Origin of the sequence: Streptomyces sp. NPDC050856 (assembly GCF_040653855.1) — a bacterium.
Taxonomy (GTDB): Bacteria; Actinomycetota; Actinomycetes; order Streptomycetales; family Streptomycetaceae; genus Streptomyces.
This window is the reverse complement of sequence record NZ_JBFAGV010000005.1, coordinates 125,537-143,300: the sequence shown is the minus strand read 5'-3', so window position 1 is coordinate 143,300 and position 17,764 is coordinate 125,537. Positions and strand designations below refer to the sequence as shown.

Below are 17,764 nucleotides of genomic sequence, written 5' to 3'. Positions count from 1 at the left end.
ATCGCCCATGGTGCCCACCGGGGCCTACGGAACCTGGCCGTCACCGATCGACGCGGCACTCGCCGCCTCGCACGGCGGCCGGCCCGAGTACGTCGGCATGGTCGGCGACGAGGTGTGGTGGACCGAGCCGCGCCCCACCGAGGGCGGCCGGCGGGCCCTGGTGCGCCGGCGCGCCGACGGCACCGAGGAACCGGTGCTGCCCGCGCCGTGGAACGTCCGCAGCCGGGTCGTCGAATACGGCGGGCAGCCCTGGGCCGGTACGGTGCGCGCCGGCACCGGGCCACTGGTCGTCTTCAGCCACTTCCCCGACCAGCGGCTGTACGCCTACGAGCCGGACGGCGGGGCCCCGCCCCGGCCCCTCACCCCCCTGTCCGGCACCGGCGGCGGGCTGCGCTGGGCGGACCCGGTGATCCGTCCGGAGCGGGACGAGGTCTGGTGCGTGCTGGAGGAGTTCACCGGGGAGGCGCCGGGCGATGTGCGCCGGCTCGTGGCGGCGGTACCGCTGGACGGCTCGGCGGCCGGTGACCGCGGCGCCGTACGGGAGCTGACCGACGACCGGCACCGGTTCGTCACCGGGCCCCGGCTCTCGCCCGACGGACGCCGTGCCGCCTGGCTGGCGTGGGACCACCCGCGGATGCCCTGGGACGGTACGACGGTGATGACCGGCGAGGTCACCGGCGACGGCCCGTTCACCGCCGTACGGGCGGTCGCCGGGGGCACCCACGAGTCGGTCTGCCAGGTCGACTGGGCGCCCGACGGCTCGCTGCTGTTCGTCTCGGACGCCGACGGCTGGTGGGAGCCGCGCCGGATCCGGCCCGGCGCCGCCGACGGCAGCGCCGACACGCCGCTGTGCCCCGGGCGCGGCGAGGAATTCGGCGGACCCCTGTGGCAGATCGGGCTCAAGTGGTTCCAGCCGCTGGACGACGGGACGATCGCCGTCGTCCACGGCAAGGGCGCCACCAGCCTCGGCATACTCGACCCCGAGACCGGGGAGCTGGTCGACGCCGTCGGACCGTGGACCGAGTGGGCGCCCACCCTCACCGCGCACGGCACCCGGGTCTTCGGCGTCGCGGCCAGTCCGCGCAGCGCCCACGAGGTGGTGGAGCTGGACACCCGGACCGGGCGGGCGCGGGTCGTCGGCCGCCCCCACGACGACCCGGTCGACCCGGCGTACTACCCCGAGCCGCAGATCCGCGCCTTCACCGGACCCGACGACCGCGAGATCCACGCCCATGTCCACCCGCCCCACAACCCCGACCGCAGCGCGCCGGACGACGAACTGCCGCCGTACGTGGTGTGGGCGCACGGCGGACCCACCGGGCGCTCCCCGCTCGTGCTGGACCTGGAGATCGCCTACTTCACCTCACGCGGCATCGGCGTCGCCGAGGTGAACTACGGCGGCTCCACCGGGTACGGCCGTGAGTACCGCGAGCGGCTGCGCGGGCAGTGGGGCGTCGTCGACGTCGAGGACTGCGCGGCCGTCGCCCGGGCACTCGCCGCCGAGGGCACCGCCGACCCGGCCCGGCTGGCGGTCCGGGGCGGCAGCGCGGGCGGCTGGACCGCCGCCGCCTCCCTCGCCACCACCCAGGTCTACGCCTGCGGCACGATCCTGTACCCGGTCCTGGACCTGAGCGGCTGGGCGACCGAGACCCACGACTTCGAGTCGCGGTACATGGAGTCGCTGATCGGGCCCGCCGCCGAGGTCCCGGCGCGCCACCGGGAGCGTTCGCCGCTGACCCACGCGGACCGGATCACCGCGCCGTTCCTGCTGCTGCAGGGGCTCGACGACGTCATCTGCCCGCCCGCGCAGAGCGAGCGACTCCTGGCGCTGATGCGGGGACGCGGCGTACCGCACGCCTACATCGCCTTCGAGGGGGAGGGGCACGGCTTCCGCCGCGCCGACACCCTGGTGCGGGCGCTGGAGGCCGAACTCGCCCTCTACACGCGGGCCTTCGGGATCGAGCGCCCCGACGTGCCGCCACTGGAGCTGCGGAAGTGACATCCGTGGCGCCCCTGGAGCGGCCCGGGCGGCTGCGGCCCGGTGACCGGGTCGCCGTGGTGGCGCCCAGTGGCCCGGTGTCGGGGGAACGGCTCGCGGCCGGCCTCGGTGTCCTGCGCGGCTGGGGCCTGGACCCCGTCGTCATGCCGCACGTGCGGGACACGCACGGCGAGCTGGGGTACCTGGCCGGGACGGACGCCGACCGGGCCCGCGACCTCACCCGGGCGTGGTGCGACCCGGCCGTCTCGGCGGTGTTCTGCGCCCGCGGCGGATACGGCGCGCAGCGCGTGGTCGACCTGCTCGACTGGCCGGCCGTCCGGGCGGCCGGGCCCAAGGTGTTCGTCGGCCACAGCGATGTGACCGCGCTGCACGAGGCGTTCGCGGTGCGGACGGGCCTGGCGACGCTGCACGGGCCGATGACCGGGACAGCCGTGTTCACCGAGGACCCCGCCACCCAGGAGGCGCTGCGGGCCACCCTCTTCGAACCCGAGTCGGTCCGCACGCTGGGGTCGGGCACCGCGCGGGCGCTGGTGCCCGGGCGGGCCCGGGGCGTCACCCTGGGCGGCTGCCTCTCGCTGCTCGCCGGGGACCTCGGCACCCCGGCGGCCCGCCCCGGCCACCGGGACGGGCTGCTGCTGCTGGAGGACACCGGCGAGGAGCCGTACCGCCTGGACCGGATGCTCACCCAGCTCCGGCGCGCCGGCCGGCTGGACGGCGTGGCCGGCATCGCGCTGGGGTCCTGGGCCGGGTGCGGCCCCTACGAGAAGGTGCGGGCCACCCTGCTGGACCGGCTGGGCGGCCTGGGCGTGCCGGTGGTCGAGGAGCTCGGCTTCGGGCACGGCCCGACGGCGCTGACGATTCCGCTGGGGCTGCCGGCCACCCTGGACGCGGAGGCGGGCACGCTCACGCTGGACGTGCCGGCGCTGCGCTGAGCCCCGGCCGGTCCCCGGAGCCGTACGGCGTCCGGGCGGACCGGCCGGGATCCCCGCGCGCTACGCGGCGGCGAGCGCCGCGTACCCCGGGCGGACGATCTGCTCGATGATGCGGCGGCGCTCCGGCAGCGGCAGGAACGCGGCCTCGACGGCGGCCACCGTGAACTGCTCGAAGACCTCCGGGCCGTACCCGAAGGCGTCCACCATGTGCTGGAACTCCTGGCTCATGGTGGTGCCGGAGACCAGCCGGTTGTCGGTGTTCAGGGTGATCCGGAAGCCCAGGCGGCGCAGCAGGTCGATCGGGTGGGACGCGTAGTCCTTGGCGGCACCGGTCTGGAGGTTGGAGGTCGGGCAGACCTCCAGGGCGATGCGGTTGTCCCGGACATACGCGGCGAGGTGGCCGAGCGTGCCGTCCTCGGCGATGTCGTCGGTGATCCGCACCCCGTGCCCGATCCGCTCGGCGCCGCACACCTGCACCGCCTCGTGGATCGACTCGGCGCCGACGGCCTCGCCCGCGTGGATGGTGAAGTGGCAGTTGTGCCGCTTGAGGTGCTGGAAGGCGGGCAGGTGGCGGGCCGGCGGGTTGCCGATCTCGCCGCCCGCGATGTCGAAGCCGGCCACCCCGCGCCCGCGGTGCGCCACGGTCAGCTCGGCTATCTCCAGCGAGCGGTCGGTGTGGCGCATGCCGGTCAGCAGCGTGCCGACGGTGATCCGCCCACCGGAGCGGCGCTCGCCCTCCCGGAAGCCCTCGTTCACCGCCTCGACGACCTCGTCGAGGGTGAGCCCGCGCTCCAGGTGCTGCTCGGGGGCGTAGCGCACCTCGGCGTACACGACGCCGTCCGCGGCCAGGTCCTCGGCGCACTCTGCCGCGACGCGGAACAGTGCCTCGCGGGTCTGCATCACCGCGCAGGTGTGGGCGAACGTCTCCAGGTACCGCTCCAGCGAACCGGAGTCGGCGGCGTCCCGGAACCACACCGCCAGCGCGGCCGGGTCCTCGGTCGGCAGGCCGTCGTAGCCGCACTCGCGGGCCAGCTCGATGATCGTGGCGGGGCGCAGGCCGCCGTCCAGGTGGTCGTGGAGGACCGCCTTCGGGGCGCGGCGGATCCAGTCGGCGGGAGCGACGGCAGCGGAGGCAGAGTTGTCAGACAAGTGCATGGGGCGCGAGTGTACGGCACCCTCGCGGCCCGCGCCGTGACCCAGCCGACACCCGGGCCCCGGCCCCGCCGGTCCGGCCGGAACCGTGCCGCGCCGCGGCCCCACCGGCCGCCCGACCCGGCGGCGTCAGTTCGACTGGAGGACCGGCAGGGCCGCCGCGCCGGTCGGCAGCATGTGCTTGGCGGCCAGGACGGGCACCTCCCCGGCGCGCACCACCTGGGTGATCAGTACGGCGGGGGTGTCGGCCGGCCGGCCGAGCTGGTCACCGCGCCGCTGGCCGACGAGCGTCGCCGTCACGCTGCTGTGCGCGCTCAGCGGCACACCGCGCGAGGCCGCCGCCAGGACGGCCAGCATCGAGGTGCGCCCGGCGGCCGGTCCGGCGGCGTCCAGGGCGCGGGCGAAGGCCGGGTGGGCGCGCTCCAGTACGTCGTCGGTGGCCGCCCACTCCTGGCTGAGCGCCGCCGCCGTGCCGTCCGAGGCCAGCAGCGACTCCCAGAACCGCAGCCGGGCGCGGGCGGGTGCGAGCAGGTGCTGGGTGGTGAAGTCGGTCGGCTCCTCGACGGTGCGCAGCAGCGCGCGCACCCGCACCGGGGCGCCGGCGCCGATCAGCTCCTCCAGCGGCTGGATGTGCTCGAAGCCGCGCCGGGGCGGACCGTCGGCGACGGTGCGGCCCACCCCCCGGCGCACCGAGAGCAGGCCGTCCTCCTGGAGCAGGAGCAGTGCCTCGCGCAGCGCGGGGCGGCTCACCCCGAGTTCGGCGGCCAGTTTGGGTTCGGACGGGAGGGTCGAGCCGGGCGGGTAGGTGCCGGCGTGGATGGCGTCCACGATCCGCTCGTACAGCACCACCACCGGTCTGCGTTGTTCTCCGCTGACCACCACTGCCCCTCCTCGGCCGACTTGTCAGCAAGTTATGCCGTGGCCGACCGCCCCGGCAACGGCCACCTGGTCTCGATTGAGCTGCGCAGACGCCGGTGTGAGGAGAAAGGTGAAATTCATCCCCCGGAGGGTCTTGACGTTTTACGCGCGTAGATCTCAATCTGTCTCAGCGGCACTTGTCTGACAAGAGGTGGAGAGACTCTTGCAGGGCCGGAGGTCGCGTATCGCTCGTTCCCGACATGACATCCAAGGCAAAGGGGCCGACATGTCTTCCACGCTCGGCCGGACGCGTTCCGGAGCCGAATCCGATCTGGCGGGCCGCGGCCCCATGCTGCTGGCGATGGTGCTCGCCGTCCTCGGCTACCAGATCAACGCGACGATGCTCAGCCCGGCGCTGCCCGACGTCATCGAGCGGCTCGGTACCACCACGGCCGCCGCCGGTCTCTCCCAGACGCTCTTCTTCCTGATGGCGGCCATCGGCCAGGTCACGCTGGCCCGCCTCAGCGACCAGCGCGGCCGCAAGCCGATGATGATCCTGTGCGCGATCGTCCTGATCGCCGGAAACCTCCTCTGCGTCTTCGCGCCGAACATCGAGATCTTCATCGCCGGCCGGATCCTCCAGGGCGTCTCCGCCGCGATGTTCACCCTCGCCTTCCTCACCCTGAACCAGGTGCTGACCCCGGCCGGCTTCGGCAAGGCCGCCGGCATCATCACCGCCGTCAACGGCGGCCTCGCCGGTGTCGACGCCATCGCGGGCGGTCACATCGCCGACACCATCGGCTTCCGCGGCATCTTCGTCTGCTCCACCCTGATCGCCGTCGCCGGCCTGCTCGGTGTGCGCCGCTACGTCCCCGACGTCCCGCCCACCACCGAGCCCGACGCGCGCTTCGACTCGCGCGGCATCGCCGCCCTCGCCCTCGGCCTCACCGGCGTCCTGGTGGGTCTCTCCCAGGGCTCCGCCTGGGGCTGGGGCTCCGCCCTCACCCTGGGCTTCCTGCTCGGCGGCGTCGCCGCGCTCGCCTTCTTCGTCGTCTCGCAGAAGAGCGCCGCCAACCCGGTCATCGACCTCGACGTCCTCGCCTCCCGCCGCGCCTGGCCGCTGCTGCTGACCACCATCTGCACCCTCGGCGGGGCCTTCGGCGCCATCGCCCTGACCATCCCGCTGTTCTCCCAGGACACCCGGGTGGGCCTCGGCCTGTCCGCCGTCACCGCCGCGGTCCTCTTCCTCACCCCCATCCAGCTGATCGGCGTCATCTCCGCGCCGCTGACCGGCCGCCTCGGCCCGCGGGTCGGCTGGCGCGCCATCGTGGTCACCGGCGCCGTCACCAACTTCGCGATCTTCGTCTTCGCCACTCTCTTCCTGCACAACGAGTGGATCCTGGTGGCCTCGCTCGCCGCGCTCGGTGTGACCTACGGCGGGTTCATGCTCACCGGCCTCAACGGCCTGGCCGTCACCACCGCGCCCAAGGACAAGCCCGGCTCGCTCTCCGGCCTGAACGGCGCCTGCTTCGGCATCGGGGCCTCCCTCGGCATCGCCCTCGCCTCCGCCATGATCACCGCGGGGAGCGACGCCAAGGGGGTGACCGAGGCCGGGTACCAGCACGCCATGTACGCGGCGCTCGCCCTGCTCGCCGTCGGTGTCGTCACCGCGCTGCTCATCCAGCGCCCCGACCCGGCCGGTACGGACGAGGCCGACGAGCCGCGGCTCGTCGTCGCGCACCACTGAGCCGACCCCGTGGCCCGGGACCACATCGCCCCGGCCCCGGGGCGGCGGGCGCGCGAGCCGGTGGGGCGCGGCGCGCGGGCCCACCCGGGCGTGGCCGCGCCGGCGGCGGGATGGCTAATCTGAACGGATGTCCGGCACCAGCACATCCCGCCCGTATCAGGCCGAGGGCCCGCGCGTGGGCATCCGGCACCTCACGTACGACGACGCCGACGAGTTCATCGCACGCGCCGCAGAGAGCAAGGACCTGCACCGGCCGTGGCTGTTCCCGCCCGACAGCCCCGAGGCGTACGCCGGCTACGCGCGGGCCCTCATCGAGGACCCGGCCCGGGAGTCCTTCCTGGTCTGCGAACCGGCCGAGGGCGGCGGGATCGCCGGGTTCATCAACATCAACAACATCGTGCGCGGCGGCTTCCTCAGCGGTGCCCTGGGCTACGGAGCCTTCGCCCACGCCGCCGGCCGGGGCCTGATGAGCGAGGGGCTCGCCCTGGTGCTGCGGTACGCCTTCGGGCCGCTGGGCCTGCACCGGCTGGAGGCCAACATCCAGCCGCTGAACACCGCCTCGCTCGCGCTGGTACGCCGTGCCGGGTTCCGCCTGGAGGGCTTCTCACCCGCGATGATCCGCATTGACGGAGCCTGGCGCGACCACGAGCGCTGGGCCATCACCAAGGAGATGACCCGGGACCGCTGACGGCCGGAGCGCCGCCGGGCCGGCCGCCCGGGGCGTTCGCCCCCCGCCGAACACCTCGCCGGTCCGCCCGGCGGGGCCGACGATGATCCACATGAGGAACATCGTCATCGTCGACGCCCCGTCCAACCTGGGTCTGCGGCCTCCCGCCCCGGGCACGGTCCCCGGCTGCTACAAGCTGGCCGGCGCCCTGCGTGAGAACCGGATCCTCCAGCGGCGGCTGAAGCCCTACCTGCGCGACGAGGACGTACGGCTCTTGGGCATCCGGGACGAGGACGAGGAGCGGATCGAGCTCGCCGCGCTCGGCGCCCCCACCGTCACCGTCGGCGAGATCCGCGAGCGGGGCGCCGCCGACCTCGCGCAAACGGCCGTGCGGAGCTTCGACACCCCGTTCCTCGGCGGGTTTCCGGGTCCATCCGGACGCGGACGTACTGGACCCGTCCGTCATGCCGGCGGTCGACAGCCCCGCCCCGGACGGGCTGCTGGCGGAGGAACTCGCCCCGCTGCCGCGGACACTGCTGGCGTCGCCGCGGTGCGTCGGTCTCCACGTGACCATCCACGACCCCGACCTCGACCCGGACGGCACGGCGGGGGCGCTGCTCACCGACCTCGTCGTGGACGCCTGCTCCGCGCGGTGACAGCGGCCCGGGGGCGGTCCGAGGGCTCCCGCGACGGCCCGCCCGGGCCTCCCGGGATCCGTCCCGCGTCAGTGGCGCCGGTCGACGTACTCGAAGACCGATCCGTCGGGGTGGACCGCGATCAGGTTGCGGCCCGCCGGGGTCGGTACCGGTCCCGCCACGACCCGCGCCCCCACCCCGGTGAGAGTGGCGTGCGCGGTGTCCACGTCGTCGACCGCGATGGTCGCCGTCACCTTGCGCAGCACCTCCAGCTCCGACTCGGGGCCGCTCATCAGCAGGAAGCAGCCCACTGCCGCCACCGACACGCCGCCGCGCTCGAACCGGAGCGCGCGGCTGCCGGTGAGCCGTTCGTAGAAGGCCACCGAGGTCTCCAGGTCGTCGACGCAGATGCGCAAGGTCGCTCCGAGGATCTCCATACCGGAAGGGTAATGGGCGGCGACGCGCCAGGTGATCGCTTCCAACTCTCGGGCCCGGCAACGCAGTTCCCCGCGTGGACCATGCGCCACCCGCCCTCCAGCGCGAGCCCGGCGTACCGGGAGGCGGTCGTACGGTCGCCCCGGAACCCGCTCCGCCAGGTCCGCCCGGCCGGCCCGGTGCGGTACGGCGGTGGCCGCGGCCCGGGTGCCGGTGAACCACGCCCGCCGCGCCCGGGGGAGCGGCCGGCGACGGCCCGCCTCCGGCTCGCCGCCGTCGGGCGCCGCCCGCCGGTGGAGCCGGCGCCACTCCTCCAGGACCGGTACGCGCCGCGTCCGCTCGGCCGCGCCGTGGGCGCCGGTGGTGCGGGCGTCGGGCTTGGCGGTGGCCGGTACCCCGGCCGGATCTTTGGGCGGCCACCGGCCCGATCAGGGCGGAAGTGGTCCAGGCGGAGGAGAGCTGTCCGGGTACCTCCCGGTCACGCCCCCGCTCGCCGCGGGTGTCGGGATCGTGTCCACCGCGGTGGCGACTTCACCGGAGCGGCGACCGTCGGGGCCCCGCCGGCCCGGGCCGGGGGAGTACCGGTTCGGGCGCGTTTGGGTGCCGGGCTCAGGGGCACCGGGAAGGTCCGTCCGGCGCGCCGGCCCGCCGCCGGCAGGGAACCCGGTGACGTACGCGGACGGACGCCACGCACGCAGACATGACGTACGACATGACGCTGGAGGCGCCCGTGACCCCGCCCATCAGTTCGTCCACCGGCCCGGCCGGCCCGGCCGGCGGTTTCCGCACCCGGCCGCGCGTCGTGATCGTCGGAGCCGGGTTCGCCGGCTACCAGACCGCCCGCGGCCTCGCCGGGACCCTGCGCGGGCGGGCCGAGATCGTGCTGCTCAACCCCACCGACTACTTCCTGTACCTGCCGCTGCTGCCGCAGGTCACGGCCGGCATCCTGGAGCCGCGCCGGGTGACGGTGTCGCTGCCCGGCACCCTGCCGCGGGTGCGCCTGGTCCTCGGCCAGGCCGACCGGGTCGACCTCGACGGGCACACCGTCCACTACACCGACCCGGAGGGCACCGAGGGCGAGCTGCGTTACGACCGGCTGGTCCTCGCCGTGGGCAGCGTGAGCAAGCTGCTGCCCATCCCCGGCGTCGCCGAGCACGCGACCGGCTTCCGTGGCCTCCCCGAGGCGCTCTACCTGCGCGACCACATCACCCGTCAGACGGAACTGGCCTCGGCCGCCACAAACCCCGCCGAGTGCGCCTCGCGCGGCACGTTCGTCGTGGTGGGCGCCGGCTATACCGGCACCGAACTGGCCGCGCACGGGCAGATGTTCACCGACGCCCTGGTGCGCAGGCAGCCCGCCTGGCCCTCGGGCTCGCGGCCCCGGTGGCTGCTCCTGGACGTGGCGCCGCGCGTCCTGCCGGGACTGGACGAGCGGCTGTCGCGCACCGCCGACGAGGTGCTGCGCGCCCGCGGCGTGGACGTGCGGACCGGGACGTCGGTCAAGGAGTCCACCCCCGACGGCGTCCTGCTGGACGACGGGGAGTTCGTGGAGACCCGCACCCTCATCTGGTGTGTCGGTGTGCGCCCCGACCCCCTGGTCTCCGAACTCGGCCTGCCCGTCGAGCGCGGCCGGCTGGTGGTCACCCCGCAGCTCGGGGTGCCCGGCCACCCCGACGTCTTCGCCTGCGGCGACGCCGCCGCCGTACCGGACCTGACCCGGCCCGGCGAGTTCACCCCGATGACGGCTCAGCACGCCTCCCGCCAGGGCAAGGTCGCCGCCCGCAACGTGGCCGCCTCGCTCGGGCTGGGCGACCCCGTGCCCTACAAGCACAGCGACCTGGGCTTCGCCGTCGACCTCGGCGGCGTCAAGGCGGCCGCCAACCCGCTCGGCGTGCCGCTGTCGGGCCCGGTCGCCGGAGCGGTCACCCGCGGCTACCACCTGGCGGCCATGCCCGGCAACCGGGTACGGGTCGCCGCCGACTGGCTGCTGGACGCGGTGCTGCCCCGCCAGTCCGTCCAGCTGGGGCTGCTCCGCTCCTGGCAGGTGCCGCTCGACACGGCCTCGCCCGAACTCGCCCGGATCCCGGGCGGACCCAGCAAGGAGTGACATGCGCTACGAAGAACTGGCCGATCTGGCCCAGCAGTTGCGGGTCGACGCGGTGCGCGCCGCCGACGCCGCCGGCTCGGGCCACCCCACCTCCTCCATGTCGGCCGCCGACCTCGCGGCCGTCCTCCTCGCCCACCACCTGCGTTACGACTTCGACCGGCCCGACCACCCCGGCAACGACCGGTTCGTGCTGTCCAAGGGCCACGCCTCACCACTGCTCTACGCCATGTACAAGGCCGCCGGGGCGGTGGACGACGACGAGCTGCTCACCTTCCGCGAGCTGGGCAGCCGCCTGGAGGGGCACCCCACGCCCCGGCTGCCCTGGGTGGACGTCGCCACCGGCTCCCTCGGGCAGGGCCTGCCGGTCGGCGTCGGCATGGCCCTGGCGGGCAAGCGGCTGGACCGGCTCCCGTACCGGGTGTACGTGCTCTGCGGTGACAGCGAGATGGCGGAGGGATCCGTGTGGGAAGCCGTGGAGCACGCCGCGTACAACCACCTGGACAACCTGACGCTGGTCGTCGACGTCAACCGGCTGGGGCAGCGCGGGCCCACCCGGCACGAGCACGACCTGACCGCGTACGCCCGCCGGCTGGACGCCTTCGGATGGCACACCGTCGAGGTCGACGGGCACGACGTGGAGGCCGTCGACCGGGCCTTCGCCGAGGCCCGTTCCACCGTCCGGCAGCCCACCGCCATCCTCGCCGCCACGCGCAAGGGACGCGGCGTCGCCGCGGTGGAGGACCTGGAGGGCTTCCACGGCAAGCCGCTCAAGGACGCCGAGGACGCCGTCATGGAGCTGGGCGGCCCCCGTTCGCTCCACGTCGACGTGCGGCGCCCGCCGGACGACGCGCCGGCGCGGCGCCCGGCCCGTGCCGGGGCACCGGAGCTGCCCCGGTTCGAGCAGGGCGACTCGGTCGCCACCCGCACCGCGTACGGGCACGCCCTGGAGGCGCTCGGCTCGGCGCGCGGCGACGTGGTCGCACTGGACGCGGAGGTCGGCGACTCCACCCGTACGGAGTTCTTCGCCAAGGCCCACCCCGACCGGTACTTCGAGTGCTACATCGCCGAGCAGCAGCTCGTCGCGGCGGCCGTGGGGCTCCAGACCCGCGGCTATGTGCCGTACGCGTCGACGTTCGCGGCGTTCCTGACCCGCGCGCACGACTTCGTCCGGATGGCCGCGGTCAGCCAGGCCGGGATCAATGTGATCGGCTCCCACTCCGGAGTCTCCATCGGTCAGGACGGGCCCTCCCAAATGGGTTTGGAGGACCTGGCCATGTTCCGCTCGGTGCACGGCAGCACCGTGCTCCACCCGTGCGACGCCAACCAGACCGCCAAGCTGGTGGCGGCGATGGCCGACCTGGAGGGCGTGCGCTACCTGCGCACCTCGCGCGGTGACGCGCCCGTCATCTACGGTCCCGACGAGGAGTTCCCGGTCGGCGGCAGCAAGGTGCTGCGCAGCCACGGCGACGACGACCGGGCGACGATCGTCGCCGCCGGCGTCACCGTCCACGAGGCCCTGAAGGCCGCGGACGCGCTGGCGGACCACGGCATCCCGGTGCGGGTGATCGACCTGTACTCGCTCAAGCCGGTGGACGCCGACACCTTGGACGACGCGGCCGGTGCCACCGGGTGCCTGCTCACCGTCGAGGACCACCACCCGGAGGGCGGTCTGGGGGACGCGGTCGCCGAGGCCTTCTCCGACGGCCGCCCGGCGCCCCGGCTGGCCCGGCTGGCGGTACGCGGCATGCCGGCGTCGGCCACCCCGGAGGAGCAACTGCGCAAGGCCGGTATCGACGCCCAGTCGATCACCGCGGCGGTCCAGCTGCTGGTGGAACGGGTCGTCACGCCCTGATGACCCGGCCCCGGCGGTGGCGCGCGGCGCCCGCGGCGCGCCCCCCTGGGCGGAGCACCCCGCACCGCCCGCCACCACCTCGCGCCGGATGTCCGGTGCCTCCGCGTGGCCGGGCGCGGCCCCGGCCGGGCCGCGCGCCGCAGCCCGCCGGGACATGACCCTTCGCACCCCCGTCCGGCCGCACCACGGGTTTCGGCCCGCCCGCCCGGGTACGCGCACCCCATGAGTGCGACCACCCGCGCCGTACGAGCCGGCCGCCGGACCGTCCGGGTCCACCGCCCCGACAAGGTCCTCTTCCCCGAGGACGGACTGACCAAGGCGGACCCGGTCGCGTACCACCGGTCCGTCGCCCCCTTTCTGCTGCCGCGGTCGCGCGGCCGGCCGCTGATGCCGGAACGCCACCCCGACGGGATCGGCGGTCGCCGCTTCACGCGGAAGGGCACGCCCGGCAGCTACCCCGACTGGGTGCACCGGGCCGAACTGGCCAAGGGGGGCGGCACCGTCACCCACACCGTGTGCGACGACACCGCCACCCTCGTCCACCTGGCCGACCAGGCCGCCGTGACCCCGCACCGCCGGCAGGCGAAGGCCGCCCGGCCGCACCACCCGGACCGCCTGGTCTTCGCTCTGGACCCGGTGGACGACGACTTCGCTCCCGTACGCCGGGCGGCGGACGGGCGCGCCCTACTCCGTACGAGCCAGGCCCGGAGCGCCCGTCGCCACACCGACGCGCTGGGCCCAGCTGGACGAACCGGCCACGCACGCCCGCCGCTGGACGGTCCGTGACGTACGCGAACAGGCGCGCAGCGCCCCCTGGAACGGCGACGTGACCCGTCCCCGGGCCCTCCGCCCCGCCCGGCGGCGGCTCGACTCCCCGCGCTGAGGAAAGGCCACGGGTTTGCGGACTTGCGGTCACGGCAACCCGCAGTGACGAGACGAGGCTGATATGGCGAACACATCCAAGAGCACCCAGACCACCAACGACGACAAGCAGCAGCCGGAGGAATCGGCGGACCAACTGCCCGGCACCATGCAGGTGTTGCGAGCGGCACGCGCCCAGCTCGCGGAACTCACCGGCATGGACCCCGAGTCCGTGTCGTCCTTCGAACAGACCGAGGACGGCTGGACCTTGAACATCGAGGTCCTGGAACTCGAACGTGTCCCCGACACGATGAGCCTGCTCGCCACGTACGAGGTCCAACTCGACCCGCACGGCGAGCTCACCGGCTACCGGCGTGTCCGCCGCTACGAACGCGGCAGGGCCGACCGTTCCTGAAGCGGCCGACCCGTCACACACAGCGACCCCCTGAGGGAGGCAGCAGAACAATGACAGTAGTCCCGGCACAGCAGAGTGGTGGCGGTTCCAGCGGCCTGTACGACGTCCTGGAACTCGTTCTGGACCGAGGCCTGGTGATCGACGCGTTCGTCCGGGTCTCCCTGGTCGGCATCGAGATCCTGAAGATCGACGTCCGGGTCGTGGTCGCCAGCGTCGACACCTATCTGCGCTTCGCCGAGGCCTGCAACCGCCTCGACCTGGAGTCCGGCCCGCGCAAGGACCCCGGACTGCCCGACCTCGTCGGCGAGATCACCGAGTCCGGCGCGCGCGGCAAGTCCAAGGGCGCGCTGAGCGGCGCCGCCCAGACCATATCCAACGCCTTCACCCAGGCGCGTGACGACGTCAAGGAAGGCGTCAAGAGCGATTCCGGCAGCAGCCGCGGTCGCACCACCAAGAAGGAGGAGCAGGAGTGAGCACGTACGTCTACGGGATCGCGCGCGGCTCGCAGCCGGGGCTCCCCGAGGAGATGGGCGGTGTCGGCGACCCGGCCCGGCCGGTCCGCCTGCTGCACCAGGGCGAACTCTGCGCACTGGTGAGCGACGCCCCGGAGGACCTCAGGCCCAAGCGTCGCGACCTGCTGGCCCATCAGAACGTCCTGACCGAGGCGGGCGCCGGCGGCGTGGTGCTGCCGATCCGGTTCGGCAGTGTCTCCACCGACGACGACGCCGTGCGTGCCGTCCTCGACGAGCGCCAGGACCACTACCTGGAGCGCCTCAAGGCCCTCGACAACAAGGTCGAGTACAACGTGAAGGCCAGCCACGACGAGCAGGCGGTACTGCACCGGGTGCTCGCCGACGACCCGGACCTGCGCGCCCTCAGCGAGGCCAACCGCGCGGCCGGCGGCGGCAGCTACGAGCAGAAGCTGGCCCTGGGCGAACGCGTCGTGGCCGCGGTGAAGCAGCGCGAGGCGCGCGACGGGGTGCTCATCCAGCAGTCGCTGGAGGACGCCGCCGTCGAGGTGTGCCCGGGCCCCGAGAGCAGCGGCTGGCTGGCCAACATATCGTTCCTGGTGGAACGCGACCGCGCGGACGAGTTCGTCGCCGCCGTCGACGCCCTGGGGCGGGCCCAGCAGCACATCTCCCTCCAGGTGAACGGCCCCCTGCCGCCCTACAGTTTCGTGGAGTGACACCCCATGGGCCTGCTGGGAGAGCTGCTGCTCCTGCCCGTCGCCCCTGTGCGCGGCACCGCCTGGGTGCTGCGCCAGGTGGTGACGGAGGCGGAACGGCAGTACTACGACCCCGCCGCCGTGCGCCGTGAACTGGCCCGCCTCGAGGAACGGCTCGAAGCGGGCGAGATCGACGAGGCGGAATTCGACCGCCAGGAGGACGAACTCCTCGACCGCCTGGAGAAGGGCACCAGACAGCCATGACCACCCCCGGCCGCCTGCCCAGTCCGTACGCCCCCGACAGTGGCGGCGCCAACCTCGCCGACATCCTCGAACGCGTCCTGGACAAGGGCGTCGTCATCGCCGGCGACATTCGCATCAACCTGCTCGACATCGAACTGCTCACCATCAAGCTCCGTCTCGTCGTCGCCTCCGTAGACCGCGCGAAGGAGATGGGCATCGACTGGTGGGAGTCCGACCCCGACCTCTCCTCCGGCGCCCGCCACCGCGAACTCGCCCGCGAGAACGAGGAACTGCAACGCCGTATCGCCGAACTCGAGGAGCGCACCACATGACCGGCACGCAGCGACTGCGCTATGTGTACGCCGTCAGCCGCCCCTTCGACGGCGTACTGCCCGAAGGCGCGCGCGGCATCGGCGGCGAGCCGCCCCGGCTGCTGCGCCACGGTGACCTCGTCGCCGTGGTGGACGCCGTCCCGGCCGAGGACTTCGACGAGGCCCCGCTGCGCGAGCGCCTGGAGGACCTGGACTGGCTGGCCGCCACCGCCCGTGCCCACGACGCGGTCATCGCGTCCCTGTCCACCGTCACCTGCCCGCTCCCGCTGCGGCTCGCGACGGTCTGCCGGGACGACAGCGGGGTCCGGCGCCTGCTGGAGGACGGCCACGACCGGTTCGTACGGGCACTGGAACGGCTGGACGGCCGGGTGGAGTGGGGCGTGAAGGTGTACGCGCAGCCCGCGCCAGAGTCGGCCCCGGCTCCGGCCGCCGCCGCGCCCACCGGCGGGGGCGGCCGCGACTACCTGCGGCGCCGGCTGGAGGCCCGCCGCAGCCGGGACGTGGACTGGCAGCGCGCCGACGCGCTCTGCCGGGAACTGCACGCCGAGCTGTCCGGTTACGCCGAGGCGGCGGCGCTGCACCGGCCCCAGGACGCCAGGCTGTCCGGCGCCGACGGGGTCAATGTGCTCAACGCCGCGTACCTGGTCGACCGCGAGCGCAGTGAGGAGTTCGTCGAACGGGCCGGCCGGACGTCGGTCCCCGGCCTGCGGGTGGAACTGACCGGTCCGTGGGCGCCCTACTCCTTCGCGGGGATCGCCGAGGACGAGCCGGACGCCGGGGCCGCGCCCGGCGGAGCGCCGGACGGGGCGCGTGGCGTGCCCGAGGGGGCCGGGCTGTGAGCACCGCGCCCAACCCCCTGGCCCAGCGCCGGGTCGCGCTGGTCGACCTGCTCGACCGGCTGCTGGCCGGCGGGGTGGTCATCACCGGTGACCTGACCCTGCGCATCGCGGACGTCGACCTCGTACGGGTCGACCTCAGGGCACTGATCAGCTCGGTGAACGAGGACGTGCCGTCGCCGTGGGAGGGGTACCGATGAGCGGGCCGGGAGGGCGCCGGGTCGAACTCGACCCGGACACCGTCGAACGCGACCTCGCCCGGCTGGTGCTGACCGTCATCGAACTGCTGCGGCAGCTCATGGAGCGCCAGGCACTGCGCCGGGTGGAGGGCGGAGAGCTCACCGAGGAGCAGGAGGAGCGCATCGGTATGACGCTGATGCTGCTGGAGGACCGCATGGAGGTCCTCCGGACGCGCTTCGGGCTCACGCCGGAGGACCTCAACATCGACCTGGGGCCGCTGGGGCCCCTGCTGTGACCGCCGGCCGGCGGCCGGGTGCGCCCGCCGGCCGCTCCCGGGCCCGGCCGGACGGCCGGACCACCGTGGGGCGGCCGGGACGCGGGTGGCCGGTCAGCGACGCCCGCGCAGCCGGCCCAGGAGCTGCCGCGCCTGGGAGCGCTTGCGGGGGTCGGCGGCGGCCTGCCGTGCCGACGAGATGGCCCGCTGTCCCTGCGGGGACCGGGTGAACTGCTTGATCCGTGCGATCAGACCGGGCATGACGCCTCCTTGTGGACCGTCCGTTACGGAAATCGTCTACCCCCGGCACGCACGGGTATGACGCCACCGACCCGTTCAGCGGTGGTCGCCGCCCAGCCGGCGGCGCGCGCGCATGGCGCCGACACCCAGCGCCGTGGCGACGAGGACCGCGCCCACCACGATCTCGGTGGTGTTGCCGTCTTCGGTGGAACCGCCCACCCCGCCGCGGGCCGGGCCCGGTGGGCGGGTCGGCACGCTCGTTCCGGTGCCGGGACGCGCGGCCTGGGTGCCCAGGAACCGGCCGGTGCGCGCGTCCCAGACGGAGTAGGGCGTGTTGCCGCCCTGCGTCCGGGTGTACAGGCGCTTCCCGTCGTAGTGGATGAAGATCCCGCTGTCGACCGTCTGGCCGGGCCGCAGGGGCGCTCCGCTGTAGTACGGGACGCCGTTGACGATCGCGATGGTCACACCGGCACCGATGTCGATGGTGACGGTCGCGGCGGCCGGCGCGACAGCGGTGCCGGTGGCGGCGGGCACGTGGCCGGACGTGGTGGCGGCGGTGGCCGCGGTGGCCGGCAGGCCGCAGGCGACTGTGATGACAGCCGCGGCGGCCACGGCGCGGGGGAGACGCATGGCAAGTCCTCCGGATGTTGCGCCTGCGCTCTCGAGGGTTCGCACAGGGCTGGCTGACCCCACCTCACCCGGGACCGGGCGGGCCCGCACCCCGGCCGAGCACGCCACCGGAGTGAGCCACCCGCCGTACCGCCCGTGTATCCGCAGGTCAGCGGCGTGTCATCGAGCGCCGCGCCGGGCCGGCGGGAGTGCTCCGCCCGGGCG

The 17,764-nt window shown here is 74.3% G+C and carries 19 protein-coding genes and 2 pseudogenes; 16 read left to right on the top strand and 5 right to left on the bottom strand.

The features are described 5' to 3' along the window. The first annotated feature begins 7 nt into the window (after positions 1-7). Together AB0H53_RS06930 and AB0H53_RS06925 are read left to right on the top strand one after the other, a co-directional pair. A complete protein-coding gene (locus AB0H53_RS06930) occupies positions 8-1,999 on the top strand; it encodes a prolyl oligopeptidase family serine peptidase (protein WP_362108297.1) in 1,992 nt (663 codons plus the stop codon). Beyond that, positions 1,996-2,931, top strand: a complete 936-nt coding sequence (locus tag AB0H53_RS06925) for an LD-carboxypeptidase (protein ID WP_362108295.1) — start codon at positions 1,996-1,998, stop codon at positions 2,929-2,931. The genes AB0H53_RS06930 and AB0H53_RS06925 overlap by 4 nt, the downstream gene beginning before the upstream one ends. A 60-nt stretch (positions 2,932-2,991) precedes the next feature. On the opposite strand, the gene AB0H53_RS06920 is transcribed toward AB0H53_RS06925, so the two are convergent. Together AB0H53_RS06920 and AB0H53_RS06915 are read right to left on the bottom strand one after the other, a co-directional pair. Beyond that, positions 2,992-4,086 (bottom strand): adenosine deaminase, encoded by a 1,095-nt coding sequence (locus AB0H53_RS06920; protein ID WP_362108293.1) that lies wholly within the window; start codon positions 4,084-4,086, stop codon positions 2,992-2,994. Positions 4,087-4,212: 126 nt separating this feature from the next. After that, positions 4,213-4,965 carry a GntR family transcriptional regulator gene (locus AB0H53_RS06915; RefSeq protein ID WP_362108291.1) on the bottom strand — a complete coding sequence of 251 codons (753 nt, stop codon included), beginning with the start codon at positions 4,963-4,965 and terminating at the stop codon, positions 4,213-4,215. Between the two features lie 262 nt (positions 4,966-5,227). On the opposite strand from AB0H53_RS06915, the gene AB0H53_RS06910 reads away from it, so the two are divergent. The 3 genes and pseudogenes from AB0H53_RS06910 to AB0H53_RS06900 all read left to right on the top strand — a co-directional run bounded on the left by AB0H53_RS06910 (position 5,228) and on the right by AB0H53_RS06900 (position 8,011). Next, a complete protein-coding gene (locus tag AB0H53_RS06910; RefSeq protein WP_362108289.1) occupies positions 5,228-6,688 on the top strand; it encodes an MFS transporter in 1,461 nt (486 codons plus the stop codon). Positions 6,689-6,815: 127 nt separating this feature from the next. Continuing rightward, positions 6,816-7,376 carry a GNAT family protein gene (locus tag AB0H53_RS06905; protein ID WP_362108287.1) on the top strand — a complete coding sequence of 187 codons (561 nt, stop codon included), beginning with the start codon at positions 6,816-6,818 and terminating at the stop codon, positions 7,374-7,376. Positions 7,377-7,467: 91 nt separating this feature from the next. Beyond that, a pseudogene (locus tag AB0H53_RS06900) lies at positions 7,468-8,011 on the top strand (arginase family protein). 68 nt (positions 8,012-8,079) lie between these two features. Here the strand turns inward: AB0H53_RS06900 and AB0H53_RS06895 are convergent. After that, positions 8,080-8,427: a VOC family protein gene (locus tag AB0H53_RS06895; RefSeq protein ID WP_362108285.1), complete on the bottom strand. Its 348-nt coding sequence runs from the start codon at positions 8,425-8,427 to the stop codon at positions 8,080-8,082. A gap of 698 nt (positions 8,428-9,125) precedes the next feature. Between AB0H53_RS06895 and AB0H53_RS06890 the strand changes: the two genes are divergently transcribed. From AB0H53_RS06890 to AB0H53_RS06840, 11 genes and pseudogenes are all read left to right on the top strand, one after another. Further along, the gene (locus AB0H53_RS06890) at positions 9,126-10,532 is read left to right on the top strand and encodes an NAD(P)/FAD-dependent oxidoreductase (RefSeq protein WP_362108283.1); all 1,407 of its coding nucleotides are present in this window, start codon (positions 9,126-9,128) and stop codon (positions 10,530-10,532) included. A 1-nt stretch (position 10,533) separates the two neighbouring features. Beyond that, positions 10,534-12,384: a transketolase gene (locus tag AB0H53_RS06885; RefSeq protein ID WP_362108281.1), complete on the top strand. Its 1,851-nt coding sequence runs from the start codon at positions 10,534-10,536 to the stop codon at positions 12,382-12,384. A gap of 222 nt (positions 12,385-12,606) precedes the next feature. Further along, a pseudogene (locus tag AB0H53_RS06880) lies at positions 12,607-13,267 on the top strand (hypothetical protein). A 63-nt stretch (positions 13,268-13,330) separates the two neighbouring features. Beyond that, the gene (locus AB0H53_RS06875) at positions 13,331-13,660 is read left to right on the top strand and encodes a gas vesicle protein (RefSeq protein ID WP_362108279.1); all 330 of its coding nucleotides are present in this window, start codon (positions 13,331-13,333) and stop codon (positions 13,658-13,660) included. Positions 13,661-13,710: 50 nt separating this feature from the next. Further along, positions 13,711-14,133: a gas vesicle structural protein GvpA gene (locus AB0H53_RS06870; protein ID WP_362108277.1), complete on the top strand. Its 423-nt coding sequence runs from the start codon at positions 13,711-13,713 to the stop codon at positions 14,131-14,133. Next, entirely contained in the window at positions 14,130-14,846 is a 717-nt protein-coding gene (locus AB0H53_RS06865) for a GvpL/GvpF family gas vesicle protein (protein WP_362108275.1), read from the top strand. The genes AB0H53_RS06870 and AB0H53_RS06865 overlap by 4 nt, the downstream gene beginning before the upstream one ends. A 6-nt stretch (positions 14,847-14,852) precedes the next feature. After that, positions 14,853-15,089, top strand: a complete 237-nt coding sequence (locus tag AB0H53_RS06860; protein WP_362108273.1) for a gas vesicle protein GvpG — start codon at positions 14,853-14,855, stop codon at positions 15,087-15,089. After that, positions 15,086-15,400: a gas vesicle protein gene (locus AB0H53_RS06855; protein WP_362108271.1), complete on the top strand. Its 315-nt coding sequence runs from the start codon at positions 15,086-15,088 to the stop codon at positions 15,398-15,400. The genes AB0H53_RS06860 and AB0H53_RS06855 overlap by 4 nt, the downstream gene beginning before the upstream one ends. Next, a complete protein-coding gene (locus AB0H53_RS06850) occupies positions 15,397-16,239 on the top strand; it encodes a GvpL/GvpF family gas vesicle protein (protein ID WP_362108269.1) in 843 nt (280 codons plus the stop codon). Before AB0H53_RS06855 ends, AB0H53_RS06850 begins: the two co-directional genes overlap by 4 nt. Beyond that, on the top strand, positions 16,236-16,436 hold the full coding sequence (locus tag AB0H53_RS06845; RefSeq protein WP_362108267.1) for a gas vesicle protein: 201 nt from the start codon (positions 16,236-16,238) through the stop codon (positions 16,434-16,436). The genes AB0H53_RS06850 and AB0H53_RS06845 overlap by 4 nt, the downstream gene beginning before the upstream one ends. Continuing rightward, entirely contained in the window at positions 16,433-16,711 is a 279-nt protein-coding gene (locus AB0H53_RS06840; RefSeq protein ID WP_362108265.1) for a gas vesicle protein K, read from the top strand. Before AB0H53_RS06845 ends, AB0H53_RS06840 begins: the two co-directional genes overlap by 4 nt. Positions 16,712-16,804: 93 nt before the next feature. Here AB0H53_RS06840 and AB0H53_RS06835 read toward each other — a convergent pair whose 3' ends face one another. Continuing rightward, a complete protein-coding gene (locus AB0H53_RS06835) occupies positions 16,805-16,951 on the bottom strand; it encodes a hypothetical protein (RefSeq protein ID WP_362108263.1) in 147 nt (48 codons plus the stop codon). 75 nt (positions 16,952-17,026) lie between these two features. Then, complete coding sequence (locus AB0H53_RS06830) at positions 17,027-17,560, bottom strand: hypothetical protein (RefSeq protein ID WP_362108261.1); 534 nt, start codon at positions 17,558-17,560, stop codon at positions 17,027-17,029. Positions 17,561-17,764 lie beyond the last annotated feature (204 nt).

Coding starts and splice junctions, on each gene's coding strand:
- AB0H53_RS06830 (WP_362108261.1), bottom strand. CDS start 17,560: ATGCGTCTCCCCCGCGCCGTGGCCGCCGCGGCTGTCATCACAGTCGCC.
- AB0H53_RS06840 (WP_362108265.1), top strand. CDS start 16,433: ATGAGCGGGCCGGGAGGGCGCCGGGTCGAACTCGACCCGGACACCGTC.
- AB0H53_RS06920 (WP_362108293.1), bottom strand. CDS start 4,086: ATGCACTTGTCTGACAACTCTGCCTCCGCTGCCGTCGCTCCCGCCGAC.
- AB0H53_RS06850 (WP_362108269.1), top strand. CDS start 15,397: ATGACCGGCACGCAGCGACTGCGCTATGTGTACGCCGTCAGCCGCCCC.
- AB0H53_RS06875 (WP_362108279.1), top strand. CDS start 13,331: ATGGCGAACACATCCAAGAGCACCCAGACCACCAACGACGACAAGCAG.
- AB0H53_RS06860 (WP_362108273.1), top strand. CDS start 14,853: ATGGGCCTGCTGGGAGAGCTGCTGCTCCTGCCCGTCGCCCCTGTGCGC.
- AB0H53_RS06855 (WP_362108271.1), top strand. CDS start 15,086: ATGACCACCCCCGGCCGCCTGCCCAGTCCGTACGCCCCCGACAGTGGC.
- AB0H53_RS06885 (WP_362108281.1), top strand. CDS start 10,534: ATGCGCTACGAAGAACTGGCCGATCTGGCCCAGCAGTTGCGGGTCGAC.
- AB0H53_RS06930 (WP_362108297.1), top strand. CDS start 8: ATGGTGCCCACCGGGGCCTACGGAACCTGGCCGTCACCGATCGACGCG.
- AB0H53_RS06910 (WP_362108289.1), top strand. CDS start 5,228: ATGTCTTCCACGCTCGGCCGGACGCGTTCCGGAGCCGAATCCGATCTG.
- AB0H53_RS06905 (WP_362108287.1), top strand. CDS start 6,816: ATGTCCGGCACCAGCACATCCCGCCCGTATCAGGCCGAGGGCCCGCGC.
- AB0H53_RS06870 (WP_362108277.1), top strand. CDS start 13,711: ATGACAGTAGTCCCGGCACAGCAGAGTGGTGGCGGTTCCAGCGGCCTG.
- AB0H53_RS06890 (WP_362108283.1), top strand. CDS start 9,126: ATGACGTACGACATGACGCTGGAGGCGCCCGTGACCCCGCCCATCAGT.
- AB0H53_RS06895 (WP_362108285.1), bottom strand. CDS start 8,427: ATGGAGATCCTCGGAGCGACCTTGCGCATCTGCGTCGACGACCTGGAG.
- AB0H53_RS06835 (WP_362108263.1), bottom strand. CDS start 16,951: ATGCCCGGTCTGATCGCACGGATCAAGCAGTTCACCCGGTCCCCGCAG.